The following is a 19,581-nucleotide window of genomic DNA, read 5'->3' on the forward strand; positions in this document are numbered from 1 at the left end:
AGAGCTTCGTCGCGTCGCCGGAGGTGGACTGCGTGTTCAGGACAGCACCATGTTCATCAGCACGGCCTCCACCTCACCGCTCCCGCAGCCGTCGGAGTCCTTCAGGGACAAGATGATCTTGAGCGCGTTCACCTTCTGTACCGGCAGGTCGAAGGCCGCGATCTGGTTCAGCTTCACGGTCTTCTGGTCGATGTACTGACTGTTGCCATCGACGCGAACCTGCAGGATCTGCTCCGAGCTCTCGGACGAGTTGCTCTCGCCGAACTCGAGCTTGATCTTGCTGAAGTTGTTCGCCAGCCGAAGCTCGAGAACCTGGCCGTACGAGTCTCCGCAACCGTTGAGGACGCCGCCGATCCCCGTCGCCTGTTTGCGGTCAGCGACGTCGTACCGGCCGTCGCGCCAACCGTCCGGGGACTTGAAGATGCTGCTCAGCGTCAGCGGGCGGTTGGCAGCCTCCGGCGGCAGCACAGCCGGCTTCTCGCTGTCTTCAGGTTCGCTCGGTTCCTCACTCGGCGGATCAACCGACGGTGTGTCCGTCGGGATTGTTTCGGTTGGTGTGGTCTCGGTTGAGGTCGGGCTTTCGGTGGGTGCCGGTGCGGTGGTCTGGGCTGCGACCGCACCGGTGCCCGGCGAGTCGTCGCCGCAGCCGGTCGCGGCCAGGCCGAGGAGCAGCACCGTAGCCAGGATGCGCAGCTTCATGGCCGCCTCCGGAATGCGTCGGATCCGGCGGACTCGGTCATCCTGGGCAGGACGCCGACCGCGTACGCGATCGCCAGCAAGATCCCCACCGGCAGGAACAACAGACCGAAGACGAGACCGCTGACCCAGTAGGCGCGGTTCCGGTCGGCTTCGACCCAGGCGTACGACGGACGTCGTACGGCATCGATCACCGCGGCGATGGTGATCAGGTAGCACACTACGATGAGTGCGGTCAGCATCGGCGTCACACCGTCCGCGGGTAGGCGGTCGCGGGCTTGGCCTGCCAGGACGTCGGCATCGCGTAGACCGCGAACTTCTTCGGTTGCGGCCGGGCGAGCTCGGGTGACTCGGCGAGTTGCCGGAAGCCGGCGAGTTCGTCGTCGGTCAGCGTCTCGTGCGTCGTGCGGTACTGCACAGCGCGCAGCATGATCGCGCGGGCGACTGCGCCCGAGTCGGTCTCCTTGGGCAGATTCAGGTCGACCACGAGCAGCCTGGACGGATCCGCCGTACCGTCGCGAACGACGAGCCGCAGTACCTCTTCGTCGAGCCAGCCCTGCTTCGGGCTGAAGCCGACCGAGATCAGCCACGGGTAGCGGATATGCCCGACCAGCGCGGTGCCGCGACTGCGTCGCGCCGCTCTGAGCTTGCTGACCGCGTTCAGCATCAGCGCCGTACCGGGAGTGCCGACCCAGCCGCCACCCTTGTCGTACTTCGAACACAGCAGGATCACTCGTGCGTCGGTGATGACCACCTCGGCCCGGATCTCCCGTACCTCGACGATGGTCCGGGCCTTTCCGCCACCCACGTCCCGCACCGCAATCGCCCGCGCCACCAACTGCTGCGCCGAATCCCCGTCCAGCAACTCCTGGTTGACCTTCCCACCCCCATCCAGCCCAGGAAACATCGTCTCGTCCCCCGCCTCCCCCACGCCTCTGACACAGAGCACATCAAACGTCATACATCCCCCCTCATCAGTAGTAGTTCACCCACCCGCCTCAGAAGTTGAGGCCGAGTGGATGGCCGCAGGTGTCCGCGATGGCGATGGTCGCGTTGCGGAGCTCGTTCAGGGTCGTGGACTTGCTCTTCGAGATCTTCTTGATCCCGGCCGCCGACGCCTGCACCGCGGTCGATCCGTCGTACCGCGCCGCCGTGCCGGCCAACTCACCCGCCGCCCGGAACACCCCGTTGTCGCTGAACACACCCCGGTACAACTCGTTGCTGACGGCGTCGAAATCTGTGCAGAGCTCGTCCTTGGTCGCCGGGCCCTGCGCGGCACATCCGCTCAGGACCGACAGCACCGCCGCCGTCCCCACCATCCATCGACTGCCGATCTTGTGCCGATTCATCTCTCCCCCTCGCAGCTGTGACTCGGCTGCCGTTCCCCGCACCGACGGTACGGGCCGGCGGGTACGGCGAGGGACCTCCGAACGGAGGTCATTCCCGCTCGAGGTTCGGTCGCTCTGTGTTGTTGACGGTCGCGATTCGGGCGGGCAAGGTATTGCTGCGGCAGGGAACCGCATGGGGGGATGTTGATCGACACAAACAGGCTTCTCGCTGATGCGAGGGCCTCGGTTTCACGCGCGCCAGTGCCTGAGGATCTTGCCTTGGAACGCGGCGCTCCTGATCGCGCACTGGACCGCTTCGCGGCCGTCTACGGCCTCGCGCTGCGTCTCGGAACCGTCGGCCTCGGCGCCATCGCGGCTGTCTTGAGTCTCGCGCCACCGGTCGCACCGCGCTGGCTCGTGCCGGTCCTCGGTGGACTCGCCGTGTGGTGCCTGCTCTTCCTGTCGGTGGTGGTCCGGCACGGGCTGACGCACCGCCTGGTCGTTGCCGACAGCCTCATCGTCTGCGCGATCCTCCTGCTACAAGGCCATCTGGTCTCAGCCGCCGAGCTTCCGAACAGCTCTGCCTGGCTGCTGCCGATCGCCACCGCCGCGGTCCTGCTGGCTCAACTACGGCTCCGGCCGGCCGTCGGCGTGCCGATCGGCATACTCATCAGCGCCGCCCACACCCTGGGTCAGACACTTGCGACCGACTTCCAGCCGTCGATGCTCATCGGCGCCGGAATCCTGGTGATCCAGACCGGACTGGCGGCCGCCACAGTCCAGCTCGTACGTCGAGCCGGTCGCGCCGCCGAGCTCGAGTGTGAGCGCCAAGCCCTGCAGGATCGGGAGGCACAAGTGGCAGCGGCCCGGCGCGCCGACGAGCGCGAACACTTCCGCCAGCTGCACGACACCGCGCTCGCGACGTTGACGATGGTCGGCTCCGGCTCGGTCCGATCGGGCTCCGCGATCCTGCACGCCCGCGCCGCATCAGACGCCGCGGCATTGCGCGCACTGTCCGCCGGGCCGTCCCGGACCGATCGGCAGGAGCGGCTCGACGACAGGCTGCGCTCCGTCATCGAGACCGAAGCCGCCGACCTGGACGTTGCCGCCGCGCTGCCCGTGGTGTCCGTTCGCGCCGACGTCGCCGCCGCCATCTCGGCGTGCGTCGGCGAGGCGCTCCGGAACGTCGTACGGCATTCCGGAGTCGACGCCGCCAGTGTCGGAGTCTCGGTCGACCGGGCGGGACGGCTGCGCGTCGACATCCGCGATCGCGGCCGCGGCTTCGACGTACGGGCGATCGGCGCCCACAGCCGCGGTGTGCGGGAGTCGATCCTGGGGCGGATGGCGGACGTCGGCGGAGTGGCCGAGGTCTTGTCGATGCCGGCCGGTGGTACCCGGGTCGTCCTGCGGTGGGGTGACAGTGACCGGCGAGGGTGATCAAGCGGCGAGGATCCGGTCCGGCCTCGCCCGCGCACTGGACATCAGCGTCGTGGTCATCGTCGGCGTCTGGCATGTCGTCTACGTCCTGCCGTCACTCGTCCTCAGCGCCGGGCTCTACCGCGCGGCCGGCGCGGAGCTCGTCGCCTGGGCGCTGCTCGCGGCTCTGTTGGTGCACGGCTCGATCAGGCTGCTGACCGGCCGACCGGCCTTCGCTCACTGGTGGCGGTCGGCGGCGGCGGTGATCGCCGCGGGCGCGCTCGCGGTCGCGATGGTTCCCGGCGACCAGATCACCGGCGCCCCGAACTGGGCCTTCGGTGACGTCGTGCTGATCGGTGTGCTGCTGATGCTGCGCGAGCGGCTGATCGCGTTCGGCGTGGTCTTCCTCGCGAACATCCTGCTGAACCTGTCGGTCCTGCTGCTCACCGACCATCACATCGACCTGACCGTCATCGCGCGCTTCCTGGTGATCGCCTGCGCGGGCGGCATACTGGTCCCGTCGGCGGTGCTGCTCGCGGCGCGCGCGCTCGACGACGCGGCCGCGGTGGCGGGATTCGCGACGGCGCAGCGAGCCGAGTCGAGCGCGGACCGCGAGGTCGCCGACGCACTCCACGAAGCTCGCAGGGACCGCTACGAATCGCTCCGCGGCCAGGTCGCGCCGCTGCTCGACGGCCTCTCGGACGGGTCGCTCAACCCGGATTCGCCCGACGTACAGCGCCGCTGCGCGATCGAGGCAGCCCGGCTCCGGCGGCTGTTCGCCGAGTCCGACGACGTACCGGATCCGTTGCTGCACGAGGTGCGCGCCTGCGTGAACGTCGCCGAGCGCCGGGGCGTACTGGTCGAGCTCGCGACGGCCGGCCCGTTGCCGGAGCTCCCACTCGAGGCCCGCCGCATCCTCACCGAGCCGGCGATCGAAGCACTCGTCGCGTCGAGCACCTGGGCCCGCGTCACGGTGTATGGCGGCCCGGAAGAAGTGATCGTGTCGGCGGTCGGCGACCAGGCCGGACGACCGGATCCCGTGTGGCTGGAGGCCAGATGGCAGCATCAGTGACGGTGGCCGTGGTCGACGATCACCCGGTGGTGATCGAAGGCGTGCGGACCTGGATCGGCCAGGACGCGGCTGCTCGGGTCCGGATCGTCTCGGCCGGACCGGACCTCGACGCGGCGGTCAACGGCGCCGGTCGGCACGCGGACGTGATCCTGCTCGATCTCGAGCTCGAGGGGCGGCTGATGATCGACGCGATCGCCGGACTCGCCGACGGCGGACGCCGTGTCATCGTGTTCTCCCAGCACTCCGGCGAGGAGATGGTGCGCGCCGCCCTCGACGCCGGAGCCATTGCCTACGTCACCAAGCAGGAGGGACCGCGCCACCTGGTCGACGCGATCGTTGCAACCGGGCACGATCGGCCCGCCGTACCTCCGGCGATGGCCGGTGTGATGGTCGCCGATCAGCGCCCCCGGCTTGCGCCGCAGGAACGGACGGCGTTGCTGCTCTGGTTCCAGAGCCGGTCGAAGGCCGCGGTGGCCGAGCGGATGGGAATCCGCGAGACGACGGTGAAGCAGTACATCGACCGAGCACGGATCAAGTACGGGCAGGTCGGTCGGCACGCCGCAGGCAAGGCGGCCTTGCTCGCCCGCGCCATCGAAGACGGCCTGGTCCGCCCGGACGAGATCGACGACCTCTAGCCCACCAGGCTCCGCAGGCCGGCGAGCTTGCCGGGGAACTCGGTGAGCAGCTTCGTGACGGCCTGCTCGGGGTCGGTCATCCAGCGGGCGGCCGGGATGTCCCCGAGGCAGACCAGGACATACTCGAACAGGATGTGGAGGTCGTGGCGGGACTCGCTCAGGAAGAGGTCTTGACCGGGCCAACTCACGTCGCCACCTGCAGCTGTGTACGCCGTCAGGATGCTCGTGATCGGCTCTTGCCGACCGGCCGCGAAGATGTAGGCGACGCGGGCGGCCTCCAGGGCAGCGCTGTCGACGCGGACACTGTCCCAGTCGACAAGGACCGGACCATCCTCGGTGATCAAGAGGTTGTGGGTCTTGAAGTCGCCATGGGTCACGACACAGTCCGGCGCGAGCTGGCAGACGTTCTGGATGCGGTCGGTCAGGTCGAGGATCAGAGGCAGCCGGTCCCACGCCAGGTCCGCCCACTCCTTGCCGCGCTCCTGCGCCGCGGTGAACCACTTCTCCCAGTCGGCGCGCGGGCGGAGCGCCGTACGCCACCAGTCCGGTAAGCCGGACGCGCCCAGCGGTTGCAACTGGTGGACCTTGGCCATGGTGCGGCCGAGCCACTCGGTGATGTCGTCGTCGAGGGCCAGCGGGCGGTTCTCGATCCAGCGGTAGACGCGGAAGAGACGCTCGTTGATGCGGGTGATCCAGCCGAGCACAGGATCGACCGGGGCGATCGGCTCGGCCTGGTCGATCCCCGCGGCCAGCGCCCGGTTCTCGAACGCCATCGCCACTGCGAGCTGATCGGTCAGACCGCCGGGCGTGAACTGAGCGGTCGAGGACCAGTACCCCTTCACGAAGTAGCTGCCGGTCACAGTCTCGAGCCGCCACGTGTCGGTGTCGCCGCGTCGTACCAGGACCAGCTCGCCGACTGGCTCCCCCAGTGCGAAGGCTTCGGCAATCACGTCAGCGGTCGGTGCGTACATGTCCTCACCAACGTCTCCGGTCGACCCATCGTGCCCGGATGGCGGGCCGAAAGCGACTGGGTGACTGCGGCCGGTGAACGATGGGTTGCCGCGACAGAAAACTGTCCAGGAGTACTTCGATCCGGGCGGGTTGGCGTCGTAGGCTGCGTGGCAGCGCACCATCCGGGCGCCGCAGGGGGGAACTGCTATGAGTGAGTTTTGCCTGCCTTCGGGCGTGGGGAAGCAATGAATCCGCTGGGGCGGATGCTGGTGTGGATCTCCGGCGCGTCGGCCGGACTCGGGGCGGCGTTAGCGGCGACGATTCCGTTCGAGGCGGATCTGATCGACATCTCCCGGCGCGGCGGGACGCCGGGTGCATTTCATGTGGCGGTGGATCTGGCCGATCCGGCGTCCTGGCCGGTGGTGGCCGACGATTTCGATCGGCGGCTGTCCAGATTCGACGGGGACACGGTGGTGTTCATCCACAACGCCGGCACGCTGGCCCCGCTGGGGTCGGCCGGCCGGGTCGACACCGAGGAGTACACGCGCAACGTGCTGCTCAACTCAGCCTCGGCGCAGGTCCTCGGTCAGGCGTTCCTGCAGGCGGTCGCCGAGAAGCCGTACAACCAGCACCTGATCATGGTGTCCTCGGGCGCGGCCAAGCACCCGCACGAAGGCGAGTCGAGCTACTGCGCCGGCAAGGCCGCGATCGACCAATGGGTGCGAACGGTCGGGCTGGAGCAGGACCGCCGAAGTCCGCGCTGCCGGGTGATCTCGGTGTCACCCGGCGCGGTCGACACCGACATGCAGGCCGAGCTGCGCGCCACCACCGAAGAGCAGGTGCCGGACGCCCGGCGCTTCCGCGAACTGGATGCACAAGGCCTACTCGCCAAACCGGAGGACGTCGCCCGGTCCATCTGGTCGCTGCTCGACCGCGATCTACCCAACGGCACCGTGCTCCACATCAGCGACGTCACCTGACGACTGCACCGAGCGGGCCAGCCGGTGCACCTGGGGACGGGTCGCCGGGTACAACTCGCCGTACGTCCGGAAGAGGCTGGCATAGACGGACGTCGTCGACGGATCCGGGTGGATCGTGTGATCCAGCCGGGCCCAGTCCGTCTCCGGTGGCACGAGACCGACCCCGATCGCCGCGAGCAGTGCATCGCCGTACGACGCTCCGATCGTCTCTGTGGGCACCTGCTGGACCAGACCACTCACATCACTCACGATCTGCGTCCACAGTCCGCCCTGCGTGCCGCCGCCGACCGCGACGATGCGGGTCGGCCGCCCGGCCGCCTCCTCGAAGGACTCCACGATCTGCCGCACACCACAAGCGATTCCCTCGTACGCCGCCCGCAGTAGATGGCCACGCCGGTGGCGCAGAGTCAGTCCGGCGATCACGCCACGCGCGAGCGGGTCGTAGATCGGTGTCCGCTCCCCGCTGAAGTACGGCAGCATCACCAAGCCCTCGCTCCCCGCGGGAACCGCGGCGGCCTCGGCGACCAGCGTCTCGAACGGCACGCCACCGGTCAGGTCCTGCAGCCAGGTGGTGATCGTGCCGGACGTCGCCATCCCCGCAGCCAGTGTGTGGGTTGACTGCTCGACCCCAGAGGTCGTCCAGAGCCCGCGCACACTCGTCGGCGCAGTCAACACCTGCACGAAGAACATGGTGGAGCCGTACATCAGCATCAGGTCGCCAGGACGTCGTACGCCGACGCTGAAGGCCTCTGCCCACGCGTCGACTGTGCCTGCGACGACCGGGGTCCCTTCAGCGAGTCCAGTCGCCGCAGCCGCGGCCTCATGCACCACTCCGACCTGCTCCGAGGGCCACACCAAGCGAGGCAGTGCCAGACCTGGCAGGACCTGCTCAACCCAGTCGGTCGCCCAGTCCTGCGTGTGGATGTCGTAGAAGGGGTCGCACTGGCTGGCGGTGTGGTGGTCGAGCACCCACTCACCGGTCAGCCGCGCCACGACGTACGTGTGCGCGCTGAACCACCGGTCCTGTGGTCGCCACGCCTCGCCGGCCTCCCGGCGCAACCACGCCAGCTTCGGACCGATCGCCTGGCTGGACAGGTCCTTGCCACAGCGTCGCAGGATCGCGTCCGCGCCGAGCTGTGCGGTGATCTCGTCGATCTCCACCGTCGCGCGGGTGTCGACGCCGTACAGGACGGCCGGCCTTCGCGGGTGGAGTTGCTCATCGGTCTGGACGACGCATGGTCCGAGGCCGGAGATGCAGACGGCCTCGATCCGGTCGTCCGGATGCGTTGAGGTCAGCTCGCTCAGCACCTCCGCGAGGTCACCCCACCAGTCGCGTTCGGCGTCCATCTCGGCCCAGCCCGGCCGCGGCAGATTCGGGGCGTGGTCTCGTCGCGCGACGGCTCGTACCGTCCCGTCGATGGTGGTCAGGACGGCCTTGGTACTGCCGGTGCCGATGTCGACTCCGATAACGAGGTTCACGCCTCCACCCTCCGTCGCGCCGGAGCCACGGTGCAAGACGGTACCTGGCGACCACCGGCTGACTCTGATCTTGTTGGCTCCATGAGTTCAGTGGAACTGGATGCCCGGGGCATCCGCATCGACGGCGAACCACGGGTCGTGCTGTGTGCGTCCCTCTTCTACTTCCGGCTGCCCCGGGAGCAGTGGCGGGCGCGACTCGACCAGGTCCGGGCCTCGGGGTACACCTGCATCGACGTGTACCTGCCGTGGAACTTCCACGAGCTCGCGCCCGGCCGGTGGTCGTTCGAGGGCCGGCGTGATGTCGCTGCCTTCCTGGACCTCGCCCAGGAGGCCGGGCTGCACGTGATCGCCCGGCCCGGGCCGTACATCTGCTCGGAGTGGGACGGCGGCGCGCTCCCGGCCTGGCTCGGGCTCGACCCGTCGCTGCGGATCCGCGACAACCAGCCCGGCTTCCTGGCCGCCGTGACGGCCTGGTTCGACCAGGTGCTGCCGATCCTGGCCGCTCGCCAGCACGGCGCTGGTGGCTCCGTGATCATGGTTCAGCTGGAGAACGAGTTGGACTTCTTCGACTGCGACGACCGGCCCGGGTACATCACCGCCCTGCGGGACCAGGCGGTTGCCCACGGCATCACCGTGCCGCTCATCGCCTGCGCCGGCCAGGGTGACCTGCTCGGTGCCACCGGCAACGTCGCGGACGTCCTACCGGCGTGCAACTTCTACCCGAACGACGACTCGCCGGACATCGAGGCCGAGGTACGCCGGTACGCGGACCTGCTCTCGGATCGCGCGCTGCCGTTGCTGATCACCGAGACGAACCGGCGGCATCGGACCCTGCGGCGGCTGCTGGCCAGTGGTGCGTCGCTGCTCGCGCCATACCTGCAGGCGTCCGGCTGGGACTTCGGATACACCCCGTCGAGCGGGAACTGGGGTAAGCCGGGCAACTTCATGAGCCATGGCTACGACTTCGGCGGGTACGTGTCGTCGACTGGAGTGGAGCGGCCTGAGTACGCCGAGGCTCAGTTGCTCGGGCGTGTGATCGATGCACTGGGATCGCGGCTGGCGCTGGCGACACCCGGGGCGCCTGTTGAGGTGACGACCGACTTCCCGACCAGCTCGGCACCGGCGACGTTGGACCTGGATGGCGGTGGACAGGTGGTCGCCGTACCGAATCTCGGCCGCAGCGATGGGCGAGCGCTGGTCAACGGGGTATCGGTGGCGGTCGCGGCGGACTCTTGTCCGTTGATGCTGATCGACGTCCCGCTGGGAGACACGATGTTGACCTTGGCGTCGGCGGATGTGGTGGAGCTGGCAGACGACGGCCTGGTGTTCTGCTCGGCGGTGCCGGTGACTGTTGTTCTCGGCAACAGCTCGGTGGAGATCGCGGTCGGGTCGACCGAACTCGTCGACGGCGTCAGCGTCACCGTGCAGCCGCGAGCCGAGGTGGTGCCTCCTGAGAATCCTTTGTCGCAAGAGGTTTCCGCTGTGCGACGACGGACCACGGCAGCACCGGAGACACCAGCGGGCAAGCACGAGCTGGCGCCGACGCTGGAGTCGCTCGGCGTCTATCGCGGGCGGGGGATCTACACCGCCACGGCCGCGCTGACCAACGAACTGCTGCTCGTGGGTGCGGCCGACATTGTCGACCTGTCGATCGGCGGCCGGCTTCACACGTTCGCAGGATTCGGCGCGACCCGGCGGATCGACGTTCGCGGGCTCACGGGCGAGATCCGTGCCACCGTGGAGATCTGGGGTCACGCCAACTTCGACGACGCCCGGTTGCCTGCACTCCGGCTCGGCGCGCTGCGTGGTCTGGGCAGTCTCTGGACGGTCGTCGGAACCGAGGACATCTCGGCGTTGTGGACGGTCGAGGGCCACTGGGCGGGCGACCCTGCGCCGACGCGAGTACTCACTGGCTGGAGCAGCACTCGTGTGGGTACGCCGGTCACCTACACGCGACGCATCTCCGCCGAGACCACGACCGCTCTGCACCTGCACGGCGCCCACGTGCCGGTCGACGTGTCGGTGGACGACGGTGAGCCGATCACGGTCCACGCCGAGAATCCTTGGATGCAGCTGCGGGCCGGGACCAAGCAGATCTCGGTCACCGTGCCGCATGACCCGAGTGGTGGGCGTCTCCGCGCCGAGCTGCTCAGTCTGGAGCCGGTGACGGGCTGGACGTGTGCTGTGCAGGACGACGAGTTGCTGACTGCCTTTGCCGGTCGCGGTGGGCCGGGGCAGGACGTCGTACTGCCGCTGGCTGTGCGGCCGGGTGAGGAGGCGTGGCTCGAGGTGGATCTGCCGGCTTCCGAGACCGGCTATCTGCTCCGCCCGGAAGGTGTGCAGGTGCGGGTGACCGCGTGGTCGTCCGGCGAGTGCATCGGGCGGGTGTGGACAGGCGAACGCCCGGCCTTCGCCGGCGGAGATCCTGACGTGCTGTGGATCCCGCCGGGTTGGGCCGGGCTCACGCTGCTCGTGACCGGAGTGGCCGGTCCAGCTGATCCGGGACTGCGCCGTCTCAGGCTCGACTCGGCAACCTAGGCAGCCTTGGCGAATTGGGTGGTGTAGAGCTCGGAGTAGAGGCCGCCCGCAGCCAGGAGTTGGTCGTGGGTACCGCGTTCGCGGATCCGGCCCTCGTCCAGGACGAGGATGACGTCGGCGTTGCGGATCGTCGACAGCCGGTGCGCGATCACCAGCGACGTACGCCCGACCAGCGCGTTGGCGAGCGCGGCCTGGACCGCGGCCTCGGATTCGGAGTCGAGGTGGGCCGTCGCCTCGTCGAGGATGACGATCGACGGCGACTTGAGCAGCAGCCGGGCGATCGCGAGACGCTGGCGTTCACCACCGGACAACCGGTAGCCACGGTCGCCGACCACGGTGTCGAGGCCGTCGGGCAGGCTGTTCACCAGGGTCGCGATCTGCGCGGCCTCGAGTGCCGTCTGCAGCTCCGCCTCGGTTGCCTCCGGGCGGGCGAGCAACAGGTTGGCGCGGATCGTGTCGTGGTACATGTGCGAGTCCTGGGTCACCACGCCGATGACCGATCGCAGTGAGCTCTGGGTCACCGCGCGGACGTCGCGCCCACCGACCAGGATGGCGCCGTCGGTCACGTCGTACATCCGGGACACCAGGGACGAGAGCGTGGTCTTGCCGGCGCCGGACGGACCGACGACGGCGACCATCTGGCCGGGTTCGACGGTGAAGCTGACGTCCTTCAGGACCTCTTCGCCGGTCTCGGCGGACAGCGTCGCTACCGACTCCAGCGAGGCGAGCGACACCTCCGCGGCCGACGGGTAGTGGAACGAGACGTGGTCGAACTCGATCGACGGTTCGACCGTCGGCGGCAGTTCCTTCGCATCCTTGCGGTCGGCAACCATCGGCGGGAGGTCGAGCACCTCGAGCACGCGCTCGAAGCTGACCAGCGTGGTCATCACGTCGACCTGGAGATTGGAGAGTGCGGTCAGCGGGCCGTACAGCCGGGTGAGGTAGGCGGTCAGCGCAACGACAGTGCCGATCCCGAGCGCCCCTTCGACCGCGAAGACCCCGCCGACGCCGTACACCAGGGCGACCGCAAGGGCCGCGACCAGGGTGAGCGAGACGCGGAAGACTCCGGCGTACATCGAGGTGGTGACGCCGATGTCGCGCACCCGCGCGGCCTTGCCGGCGAAGTCACGGGACGAGTCCTGCGTCCGGCCGAACACCTTGGCCAGTACGGCGCCCGCGACGTTGAAGCGCTCGGTCATCGTCTGGGCCATGGTCGCGTTCAGCCGGTAGGTCTCGGCGGTCGCCTCGCGCAACCGGCCGGCGATCAGCCGTGCGGGCAGCACGAACAGCGGCAGCAGGACGAGGGCGAGCAGGGTGATCTGCCACGACATGACGAACATGGCGCCGAGCACGAGAACGACGCTCAGCACGTTGCTGACCACGTTCGACAGAGTTGAGGTGAACGCCTGCTGGGCGCCGAGGACGTCGCCGTTCAGGCGCTGGATCAGCGCACCGGTCTGGGTGCGACTGAAGAAGGCGATCGGCATCTGCTGGACGTGATCGAACACGGCAGTGCGCAGGTCGTAGACGAGTCCTTCGCCGATCCGGGACGAGAACCAGCGCTCCGCCAGCGTGATCGCGCTGTTGGCGATGGCGAGCAGCGCAACCACGAGGGACAGCCACACCACCACCTGGGCGTGGCCCGGGACGATGCCGCGGTCGATGATCGCGCGGAAGAGCAAGGGGGTGACGGCGCCGGTACCGGCGTCGAAGGCGACGAGGACGAGGAACACGGCCAGAAAGCCGCGGTAGGGACGGGCGAACGTCATGATGCGGCGCAGGGTGCCCGCAGTGAGCTTGTGGTGGCGGACGGAGGAGTCCTTCAGCAGCGATCGCATGGCGCGACCGCCGCCGGCTCCCGCGCCCGGAAGTCCGGAGATCTGTGACATCTGAGCCTTTCGGTCGGGGACGACATATACTGAGGTTAGCTCACTATGAGCTAAACTCACAAGTCCCCTACATCCCGGCTCACCACTAGGCTCAGTTCGTGCACGCACCGGAAGACACCGCTGAACAGATCGCGGCCCTGCTCGAGGGCATCGTTCGCCGTCAGCGCCGCGCGACCAAGGACGGCGTGGGCGAGAGCGTCACCCACGGCCAGTTCCGGGTGCTGCGCACCCTCGACCAATCCGATCAGGCCCTCCGCCTGAGCGAGCTGGCGACCCGGCTCGGCATCGTCCCGCGCTCCGCGACCTCCGTCGTCGACGACCTGGAGGCCGCCCACCTGGTCGCCCGCCACCCGGACCCGGACGACCGCCGCGCCATCCTGGTCACCCTCACCCCCGCCGGCACCGAGGTCCTCACCACCATCCGCCGCACCCGCCGCGACGCCATGGTCACCCTCGTCGCCCGCCTCACCCCCGAGGAACAAGCCACCCTCCACCAACTCCTCACCCGCCTCGCCCAGGACTGAGCAGTTGACCCTTGCGTGGATTGAGGACTTTGCTCAATCCACGCGGGGTACGTCGTCCGTCCTGCTTGGCTGAACGCATGCGTACACCGACAACATCGCCGGCCGAAGCCGCGCGATTGATTCGTGCGGACCAGCGGTCGTTGCTGGATCGGATCGACGGACTGAGCGAGGCCGAACTGCGGGCGCCGTACCGGGTGACTGCCGGGCCGCTCGGACACTTCTGCGATTCGCTGCACGACCTGACCGCACACGTTCTGATGTGGGACGAGATCAACCTCGCCGTGCTCTGCGACGCCAAGGCCGGGCGGCTGCACTGGAGCCTCGACCCGCGGTGGGAGACGGCGGAGATCGGCAGCGCCCTCAACGTCGGCGGCGTCGCGGCTGGCCGGCACATCCCCTCCGACCTGCTCCTGCACCGCTTCCACAGCGTCGGCGCGGCGCTCCTCGCCGAGATCGAGCAGTACGACGAGGCCTCGTGGGCGGATCCTTCGACTGGCGGTGGGTTCGGCGGCGGTATCGGTGCTTTGGCCGAGTATGTCTGCACCACCCCGGACGGTTTCCTCTTCGCGCATGCGGCTCGTCACCTCACCCCGGCGGCGGTGCCGGCGTGAGTACCATTGCCGAGGGCATCGAGATCGTGGATCTGCCCGCATTCAAAGCCGAGACCGACGCACTGCTCGAGCGCTTCGCTGCCGAACCGGCCGGTCCCGAGCTCGATCCGTACCAGGCGCTGCTGCTCGATCGGCAGGAGCTCCCCGACCCAGAGCTGGCCGGCGAGCGAGACCAACGCACCAGTGCCGAGGACGTCACCATCGACCTTCCCGGGCGCACACTGCAAGCGCGGATCTATCGCTTCGCGGCCGGGCCGAGGCCCGTGCTGTTGTGGTTGCACGGCGGCGGGTTCATCGGCGGCGACCTGCGTGACATCGAGTACGCGACCTCCGGGATCGCTGCCGCAGGCAACGTCATCGTGGTTTCACTCAACTATCGCCTCGCACCCGAAGATCCTTTCCCTGCAGGGCTCCACGACGTCCGCGACACCTTGGGCTGGTTGCGCGATCACACCGCCGACCTCAACGGTGACGGCCGGATCGCGGTCGGCGGTCAGAGCGCGGGCGCCGCGCTTGCCGCTGGTGCTTGCCTGCTTGCACGGGACGACGGCCAGCCACTCCCCGACCGGCAGATCCTGTGCTACCCCAGCCTCGACCACGACCAGGACACCGAGTCGGTGCGCCTCTTCGACGGCACGTTCCTCAGCATCGCCGCCGACCGGTGGTCCGCGCAGCAGTACTTCCCGGACGGCGAGTTGCCGGCGACCGCCGTACCGCTGCGTGCTCAAACGCTGGCAGGCTTACCGCCCGCGCTCCTGCTCGGGGCAGGGTGTGATCCGCTCCGGGACGACGCCCGTAACTATGCGAGTCGTCTCGCCCAGGACGGCGTACCCAACCGGTTGATCGAGTATGCCGACACCATGCACGCGTTCCTGAACTTCCCCGCCGTACTGTCCGCCGGCCGGCACGCGGTGGAGCTCATCGGAGCCGACCTGCGGACGGCGTTCAGTGCACGCCGTTCATGAGCCGCCGGATCGGCTTCACCGCGCCGAGCATCACCACGACCGCGGCATAGAACAGGGTCCGTTCCGAACCGAACACCCGGTCCGCGAGCCAGGCCCCGAGGATCGTGGACAGGTAGACGAGACCGCCGTACGCGCCGACGATGCTGGTGGCGGTCGTCTCGCTGATGCCGAGTCCGCCCTGGTCGGCGGGGTAGTACAGGTAGATGAGCAGGATGCCCTGCATGCCGTAGAACGAGAACCGCTCCCACAGTTCGACCCCGAAGAGGTTCGCGAGTACTGGCGGTTGCCCGAAGAACGTGCGTGTACTCCGGCCCTCGTCGGTGCTGGCCGCTCAGCTCTCCCGTCTGTCGCTCACCCAGGTCTGCGGTCAGCGCTCGGCGCGATGCGTGAAGAACCTGGCCGGATCGCCGGCCGCGCGCGGACCGGAGGCGAGCCAGGCGGCGAACGCCTCGGGCTGCCGTCGCTCGAGCTCGTCAAGATACGCCCGGCGGACGTCGGCCACCCCGAGTCGCAGCTCGCGCCCGGTCGAACTCTGCAGTTGCTTGAAGCTCCGCCGCCATGCCAGGCAGAGCTGTGCGAGCAGGACCAGCGTCTCGGCTCCCACTGCCCCGGCGTACCCGCAGATGGCCAGGACCGACAGCCCACCGGGCCCGGCCCAGCGTGGCGCCGCGCGGATCAGCTCCGCGGCCGGCAACTCGCGCGCCAGCCCGAAGCTGACATAGACCGCGCCGACGGTGATGGTCGAGATCAGTAAGGCGGCCAGATTGGTCGCCGGTGACACGAAGACAAGTGACGCGATGACGCCGATGGCGGCCAGCAGCCTGCGGCTGTCCGCCAGATCTGGCTGTACCGCAGCCCGACACGCTCCAGCATGTGCTCCTGGTGCCCATCACGCCGTGCTTCCAACCGGCCCCGGCGGCGTGACGTTGCGCAGTGCTTCGATGAACGCCGCGGTGGCCGGCGGGTCCGGCGGATCGCCGTACGTCGCGAGGTAGATCCGGCGTACGACGGGCAGCTCGGTGGCGTGTACGCCCTCGGCGAGATGTGACCGCAACGCCATGCCCGGCATGGTCGTGACCCCGAGCCCGGCGGCGACGAACGCCTGCTTCACGACGATGTCGTCGCTGGTGTAGGCGATCCGTGGCGTGAACCCCGCGTCGGCGCAGTGGCCGAGAAGCTCCCGCCGGCAGTTCACGCAGCCCGCGATCCAGGCCGAGTCCCGGTGGTCGGCGAGCGTCTCCCCGCTCCGGCTACTGAGCAGGTACACCGGGTCGTCGAGGAGGTAGGTGTAGCGGATGCCGTCGTCCGGCGTGGCATCGTCGTACCGGAAGACGATCGCGAGGTCGATCACCCCCTCGCGCAGCTGCTGGTGCGCGACGACGGGGTGCGCGTCGGCGAGCTCGAGTTCGATGTTCGGGTACCGGCGGCCGATCTCGGCCGCGGCCGGTGGAACGAGCACGCTGAGCGCCGAACTGAACGAGCCCACCCGGCCCCGGCCGGTCTGCAGTCCGATCCGTTCGGCCAGTTCGGCGTCGGCGGCGTCGACCCGGCCGATGATCTCCGCGGCGCGACGGGCGAGCAGCTCGCCTTCGGGCGTGAGGCGGATGCCCCGGCCGGCCTTCTGGACCAGCTTCGCGCCGGTCGCGGCCTCCAGCCGGGAGAGGTGATGACTGACGGTGGGCTGGGTGTAGTGCAGCGCCTCGGCCGCCGCGGTGACCGAACCGTGCGCGGCGACCGCGGCCAGCACGCGCAGCCGGACGAGATCGAGCATAGATCGATCGTATCTATGATTCCGGGCTCGCATTGGCATTGGACGCATACTTCCCGTCCCGGCAGGGTGGTGCGTAGTCGAAAGGAGATCACCATGACCGGCACAGTTGTGTGGCACATGACCATGTCCCTCGACGGTTTCATCGGAGACCGCGACGACAACCTCGACTGGAGTTTCGGCGGGACCGAGCCGTCCGAACTGGCGGCCGAGGTGATCGCCACCACCGGCGCGTTCCTGTGCGGCGGGCGCCGCATCGACCGCGTCGGCGAGAACCGGCCGTACGGCGGTGCGTGGAGCGGAGCGGTCCTGGTCTACACGCGCAAGGACCCGGCGACCAATCCGATCCCGGAGTTCACCTACGTGTCCGGCGACATCCGCGACGTGGTCGCCGACGGCCTGAAGGCGGCGAACGGCAAGAACCTGGTGGTCACCGGCGGAACCGTTCCACGCCTGAGCCTGGACGCCGGCCTCGTCGACGAGATCGTCCTCCACATCGTCCCCGTCCTCCTCGGCGAAGGCGTGCGCTTCTACGACAGCCCCGGCGTCGAGCCCACCAAGCTCGAGGTCCTCACCGAGGAACGCATGAACTTCCGCTTCAAGGTCCTCAAGTAGTGGCCGCACGAGCCGTCGTCCTCGACGCCATGGGCGTGCTGTACCGGCACGGGAACGTGGTGAGCGGCGTACTGATCCCTTACCTTCGCGACCTCGGGTGCACGGCGAGCGAGGACGAGATCCGCCGGCTGTACCGGCGCTGCACACTCGGAGAGTTGCCGACGGAGGAGTTCTGGGCGGCGCTCGGTGTCGGACACACGGCCTCCGATATCGAGTACTGCGGCCGCCATCAGTTGACCGTCGGCACGGTCGACACGCTGCGGTCGCTCCGTACAGCCGACGTGACTGTGCTGGTGCTGACCAACGACGCCGGGCCGTGGTCCGCCCACTTGCGCAGGCGTTTCGGGCTCGAGCCGTACGTCGACCACTGGTTCGTCAGCTCCGAGATCGGTGCCCGCAAACCCTCGCCTGCGGCGTACGACGCCGTGCTCGCACATCCGGGGGTCGAAGCGGGGAGTACGGTTCTGGTCGACGATCGGCCGACCAACCTCGCGGCCGCCTCCGCCGCCGGCTTCCGTCCTGTGCTGTTCCACAGCGAGGACACCGCCGCCAACCCGGTCCCGGACCTCGAGGTCACGAGTGCCCGGAGCATGGCGGACCTGCTCGACGTCCTGCTTGCTGCGACTCACACTCCGGCGGTCTGATCCGTTCCATCCCTATGACCGACAAATATGCACAGCGAGTGGCCAAGGCGGACTGGGACGCGGTGACCGCCGGGGTGAACGATCTCGGGTGTGCGTTGCTGCCGCGGCTGCTGACGCCCGCGGAGGCGACCGGGATCGCGCGACTGTACGACGACGTACAGCGGTTCCGGGCCACGATCGACATGGCGCGGCATCGGTTCGGCGAGGGGCAGTACCGGTACTTCGACCGGCCGTTCCCCGAGGCGGTGGAGGCGTTGCGGCAGGCGCTGTATCCGCGGTTGTTGCCGATAGCAAGGGATTGGTACGGCAAGCTCAGGCGGGACGCGGAGTGGCCGGACACGTTGGACGAGTGGCTCGAGATGTGCCACCAGGCCGGGCAGACGCGGCCGACGCCGATCCTGCTGCGCTACGGCCCGGGCGACTGGAACGCGCTGCACCGCGACCTGTACGGCGACAAGGTCTTCCCGCTGCAGGTCGTGATCAACCTCAACGACCCAGGCGTCGACCACACCGGCGGCGAGTTCCTCCTGGTCGAGCAACGCCCGCGCGCCCAATCCCGCGGTACGGCGACCCTCATCCCCCAAGGCCACGGCCTCGTTTTCACCACCCGAGACCGCCCGGTCGCCTCAACTCGAGGCTGGTCCGCCTCCCCCGTCCGCCACGGCGTGTCCCCCATCCACACCGGCCACCGCCACACCCTCGGCCTCGTCTTCCACGACGCGACCTGAGCCCACCCGTGTGGGTGCTTCCGGGGCCGAGTAGAGGATTTCGCGGGCTTGCTCCGCGGCTCGGGCGATGCTTTCGCCGACGAAGTCGACGAAGCGGGCGATGTTCTCGAGGCGGCCGGCGGCGGGGGTGCCTGGGCCGAGGACGCTGACGCCCTGCCGTGCGGTCTCGGCGAGCCGGGCGTGCGAGCGGGCGCTGGCGATCATCGACTGGTACCAGACGTCGGCGTCGACGACGTACCGCTCGCGGCGGCGTTCGTCGCGTTCCCGGCGGATCAGACCCTGACTCTCGAGGAACGCGCTCGCCTTGGAGACCGATGCCGGGCTGACCTGGAGACGCCGGGCGAGCTCGGACGCGGTGAGGCTGCCCTCGTCCGCGATGGTGAGGGCCGTCAGCACCCGCGACATCATCTTCGGCAGGCCGGATTGCATGACGAGAGTGGTGAACGCCTCCTCGTACTCACGCACCGCCTCGGCATCACGTCCGTGGCCCTGCGGAGGCGCCTGCTGCCCGCGTGGAGCGGTCTGCCTGCGCTGGTGGGCGCGGCGTTCGGTGGCGCGGTGGGCCAGGTCGGCACGGTAGGCGGTCGGACCGCCGTTCCGCATCACCTCACGCGTGATCGTCGAGGTCGGGCGGTCGAGACGCCTGGCGATCTCCGCGTAGGCGAGCCCGTCGGCCAGCCCCAGCGCGATCTGCTGGCGGTGTTGCTGGGTGAGCCTGCCTCCCGGCATCGTGATCTCCCTC

Annotated in this window: 21 protein-coding genes and 1 pseudogene; 11 read left to right on the forward strand and 11 right to left on the reverse strand. The window is 69.0% G+C overall.

From position 1 onward, the window contains the following. Window positions 1-36: 36 nt before the first annotated feature. The 4 genes from OG817_RS27275 to OG817_RS27290 all read right to left on the reverse strand — a co-directional run bounded on the left by OG817_RS27275 (window position 37) and on the right by OG817_RS27290 (window position 2,045). Window positions 37-699 carry a hypothetical protein gene (locus OG817_RS27275; RefSeq protein ID WP_406047462.1) on the reverse strand — a complete coding sequence of 221 codons (663 nt, stop codon included), beginning with the start codon at window positions 697-699 and terminating at the stop codon, window positions 37-39. Further along, window positions 696-938 (reverse strand): hypothetical protein, encoded by a 243-nt coding sequence (locus OG817_RS27280; RefSeq protein ID WP_360452415.1) that lies wholly within the window; start codon window positions 936-938, stop codon window positions 696-698. Before OG817_RS27280 ends, OG817_RS27275 begins: the two co-directional genes overlap by 4 nt. A 5-nt stretch (window positions 939-943) precedes the next feature. After that, a complete protein-coding gene (locus tag OG817_RS27285) occupies window positions 944-1,603 on the reverse strand; it encodes a hypothetical protein (protein ID WP_406047463.1) in 660 nt (219 codons plus the stop codon). A gap of 91 nt (window positions 1,604-1,694) precedes the next feature. Next, on the reverse strand, window positions 1,695-2,045 hold the full coding sequence (locus OG817_RS27290; RefSeq protein WP_406047464.1) for a hypothetical protein: 351 nt from the start codon (window positions 2,043-2,045) through the stop codon (window positions 1,695-1,697). 258 nt (window positions 2,046-2,303) lie between these two features. Between OG817_RS27290 and OG817_RS27295 the strand changes: the two genes are divergently transcribed. From OG817_RS27295 to OG817_RS27305, 3 genes are read left to right on the forward strand one after another with little or no spacing between them, the layout of a single operon-like run. Continuing rightward, a complete protein-coding gene (locus OG817_RS27295) occupies window positions 2,304-3,461 on the forward strand; it encodes a sensor histidine kinase (RefSeq protein ID WP_406047465.1) in 1,158 nt (385 codons plus the stop codon). Then, on the forward strand, window positions 3,439-4,512 hold the full coding sequence (locus tag OG817_RS27300; RefSeq protein WP_406047467.1) for a hypothetical protein: 1,074 nt from the start codon (window positions 3,439-3,441) through the stop codon (window positions 4,510-4,512). The genes OG817_RS27295 and OG817_RS27300 overlap by 23 nt, the downstream gene beginning before the upstream one ends. Continuing rightward, window positions 4,497-5,147, forward strand: a complete 651-nt coding sequence (locus OG817_RS27305; RefSeq protein ID WP_396395086.1) for a response regulator — start codon at window positions 4,497-4,499, stop codon at window positions 5,145-5,147. Before OG817_RS27300 ends, OG817_RS27305 begins: the two co-directional genes overlap by 16 nt. Here the strand turns inward: OG817_RS27305 and OG817_RS27310 are convergent. Then, a complete protein-coding gene (locus OG817_RS27310) occupies window positions 5,144-6,118 on the reverse strand; it encodes a phosphotransferase enzyme family protein (RefSeq protein WP_406047468.1) in 975 nt (324 codons plus the stop codon). The genes OG817_RS27305 and OG817_RS27310 overlap by 4 nt on opposite strands. A gap of 225 nt (window positions 6,119-6,343) precedes the next feature. On the opposite strand from OG817_RS27310, the gene OG817_RS27315 reads away from it, so the two are divergent. Then, window positions 6,344-7,078: an SDR family NAD(P)-dependent oxidoreductase gene (locus OG817_RS27315; RefSeq protein WP_406047469.1), complete on the forward strand. Its 735-nt coding sequence runs from the start codon at window positions 6,344-6,346 to the stop codon at window positions 7,076-7,078. Here the strand turns inward: OG817_RS27315 and OG817_RS27320 are convergent. Then, the gene (locus tag OG817_RS27320) at window positions 7,037-8,557 is read right to left on the reverse strand and encodes an FGGY-family carbohydrate kinase (RefSeq protein ID WP_406047470.1); all 1,521 of its coding nucleotides are present in this window, start codon (window positions 8,555-8,557) and stop codon (window positions 7,037-7,039) included. The genes OG817_RS27315 and OG817_RS27320 overlap by 42 nt on opposite strands. Before the next feature lie 81 nt (window positions 8,558-8,638). On the opposite strand from OG817_RS27320, the gene OG817_RS27325 reads away from it, so the two are divergent. After that, window positions 8,639-11,095 carry a beta-galactosidase gene (locus tag OG817_RS27325; RefSeq protein ID WP_406047471.1) on the forward strand — a complete coding sequence of 819 codons (2,457 nt, stop codon included), beginning with the start codon at window positions 8,639-8,641 and terminating at the stop codon, window positions 11,093-11,095. On the opposite strand, the gene OG817_RS27330 is transcribed toward OG817_RS27325, so the two are convergent. Then, entirely contained in the window at window positions 11,092-12,933 is a 1,842-nt protein-coding gene (locus OG817_RS27330) for an ABC transporter ATP-binding protein (protein WP_406047472.1), read from the reverse strand. The genes OG817_RS27325 and OG817_RS27330 overlap by 4 nt on opposite strands. A gap of 149 nt (window positions 12,934-13,082) precedes the next feature. Here OG817_RS27330 and OG817_RS27335 point away from each other — a divergent pair, with 149 nt between their 5' ends. The 3 genes from OG817_RS27335 (at window position 13,083) to OG817_RS27345 (ending at window position 15,084) form a co-directional block, all read left to right on the forward strand. Further along, complete coding sequence (locus OG817_RS27335; RefSeq protein WP_406047473.1) at window positions 13,083-13,508, forward strand: MarR family winged helix-turn-helix transcriptional regulator; 426 nt, start codon at window positions 13,083-13,085, stop codon at window positions 13,506-13,508. 77 nt (window positions 13,509-13,585) lie between these two features. Then, window positions 13,586-14,119 (forward strand): hypothetical protein, encoded by a 534-nt coding sequence (locus tag OG817_RS27340; protein ID WP_406047474.1) that lies wholly within the window; start codon window positions 13,586-13,588, stop codon window positions 14,117-14,119. Then, entirely contained in the window at window positions 14,116-15,084 is a 969-nt protein-coding gene (locus OG817_RS27345; RefSeq protein ID WP_406047475.1) for an alpha/beta hydrolase, read from the forward strand. The genes OG817_RS27340 and OG817_RS27345 overlap by 4 nt, the downstream gene beginning before the upstream one ends. Here OG817_RS27345 and OG817_RS27350 read toward each other — a convergent pair. The 3 genes and pseudogenes from OG817_RS27350 to OG817_RS27360 form a co-directional block, all read right to left on the reverse strand. Further along, window positions 15,065-15,373 (reverse strand): annotated as a pseudogene (locus tag OG817_RS27350) (hypothetical protein); the annotation flags it as partial. The gene OG817_RS27345 and the pseudogene OG817_RS27350 overlap by 20 nt on opposite strands. 78 nt (window positions 15,374-15,451) lie before the next feature. Further along, the gene (locus OG817_RS27355; protein ID WP_406047476.1) at window positions 15,452-15,865 is read right to left on the reverse strand and encodes a hypothetical protein; all 414 of its coding nucleotides are present in this window, start codon (window positions 15,863-15,865) and stop codon (window positions 15,452-15,454) included. A 108-nt stretch (window positions 15,866-15,973) separates the two neighbouring features. Beyond that, the gene (locus tag OG817_RS27360; protein ID WP_406047477.1) at window positions 15,974-16,855 is read right to left on the reverse strand and encodes a LysR family transcriptional regulator; all 882 of its coding nucleotides are present in this window, start codon (window positions 16,853-16,855) and stop codon (window positions 15,974-15,976) included. Window positions 16,856-16,948: 93 nt separating this feature from the next. Between OG817_RS27360 and OG817_RS27365 the strand changes: the two genes are divergently transcribed. Genes OG817_RS27365 through OG817_RS27375 form a run of 3 tightly spaced genes read left to right on the forward strand, consistent with a single transcriptional unit; the run spans window position 16,949 to window position 18,839 of the window. Continuing rightward, on the forward strand, window positions 16,949-17,467 hold the full coding sequence (locus tag OG817_RS27365) for a dihydrofolate reductase family protein (protein ID WP_406047478.1): 519 nt from the start codon (window positions 16,949-16,951) through the stop codon (window positions 17,465-17,467). Continuing rightward, window positions 17,467-18,111, forward strand: coding sequence for an HAD family hydrolase (locus OG817_RS27370; protein WP_406047479.1), 645 nt, complete (start codon window positions 17,467-17,469; stop codon window positions 18,109-18,111). The genes OG817_RS27365 and OG817_RS27370 overlap by 1 nt, the downstream gene beginning before the upstream one ends. A gap of 14 nt (window positions 18,112-18,125) precedes the next feature. Next, entirely contained in the window at window positions 18,126-18,839 is a 714-nt protein-coding gene (locus OG817_RS27375) for a 2OG-Fe(II) oxygenase (protein ID WP_406047480.1), read from the forward strand. On the opposite strand, the gene OG817_RS27380 is transcribed toward OG817_RS27375, so the two are convergent. After that, complete coding sequence (locus tag OG817_RS27380) at window positions 18,738-19,568, reverse strand: helix-turn-helix domain-containing protein (RefSeq protein WP_406047481.1); 831 nt, start codon at window positions 19,566-19,568, stop codon at window positions 18,738-18,740. The two genes, OG817_RS27375 and OG817_RS27380, sit on opposite strands and share 102 nt — an antisense overlap. Between the last annotated feature and the right edge of the window lie 13 nt (window positions 19,569-19,581).

The organism is Kribbella sp. NBC_00889 (genome assembly GCF_045207705.1).
Lineage (GTDB): Bacteria > Actinomycetota > Actinomycetes > Propionibacteriales > Kribbellaceae > Kribbella.

What these genes read in the sequence shown, in the direction of transcription:
- OG817_RS27290 (WP_406047464.1), bottom strand. Translation starts at nt 2,045, where the DNA reads ATGAATCGGCACAAGATCGGCAGTCGATGGATGGTGGGGACGGCGGCG.
- OG817_RS27330 (WP_406047472.1), bottom strand. Translation starts at nt 12,933, where the DNA reads ATGCGATCGCTGCTGAAGGACTCCTCCGTCCGCCACCACAAGCTCACT.
- OG817_RS27275 (WP_406047462.1), bottom strand. Translation starts at nt 699, where the DNA reads ATGAAGCTGCGCATCCTGGCTACGGTGCTGCTCCTCGGCCTGGCCGCG.
- OG817_RS27315 (WP_406047469.1), top strand. Translation starts at nt 6,344, where the DNA reads ATGAATCCGCTGGGGCGGATGCTGGTGTGGATCTCCGGCGCGTCGGCC.
- OG817_RS27380 (WP_406047481.1), bottom strand. Translation starts at nt 19,568, where the DNA reads ATGCCGGGAGGCAGGCTCACCCAGCAACACCGCCAGCAGATCGCGCTG.
- OG817_RS27360 (WP_406047477.1), bottom strand. Translation starts at nt 16,855, where the DNA reads ATGCTCGATCTCGTCCGGCTGCGCGTGCTGGCCGCGGTCGCCGCGCAC.
- OG817_RS27310 (WP_406047468.1), bottom strand. Translation starts at nt 6,118, where the DNA reads ATGTACGCACCGACCGCTGACGTGATTGCCGAAGCCTTCGCACTGGGG.
- OG817_RS27375 (WP_406047480.1), top strand. Translation starts at nt 18,126, where the DNA reads ATGACCGACAAATATGCACAGCGAGTGGCCAAGGCGGACTGGGACGCG.
- OG817_RS27340 (WP_406047474.1), top strand. Translation starts at nt 13,586, where the DNA reads ATGCGTACACCGACAACATCGCCGGCCGAAGCCGCGCGATTGATTCGT.
- OG817_RS27285 (WP_406047463.1), bottom strand. Translation starts at nt 1,603, where the DNA reads ATGTTTCCTGGGCTGGATGGGGGTGGGAAGGTCAACCAGGAGTTGCTG.
- OG817_RS27305 (WP_396395086.1), top strand. Translation starts at nt 4,497, where the DNA reads ATGGCAGCATCAGTGACGGTGGCCGTGGTCGACGATCACCCGGTGGTG.
- OG817_RS27280 (WP_360452415.1), bottom strand. Translation starts at nt 938, where the DNA reads ATGCTGACCGCACTCATCGTAGTGTGCTACCTGATCACCATCGCCGCG.
- OG817_RS27365 (WP_406047478.1), top strand. Translation starts at nt 16,949, where the DNA reads ATGACCGGCACAGTTGTGTGGCACATGACCATGTCCCTCGACGGTTTC.
- OG817_RS27325 (WP_406047471.1), top strand. Translation starts at nt 8,639, where the DNA reads ATGAGTTCAGTGGAACTGGATGCCCGGGGCATCCGCATCGACGGCGAA.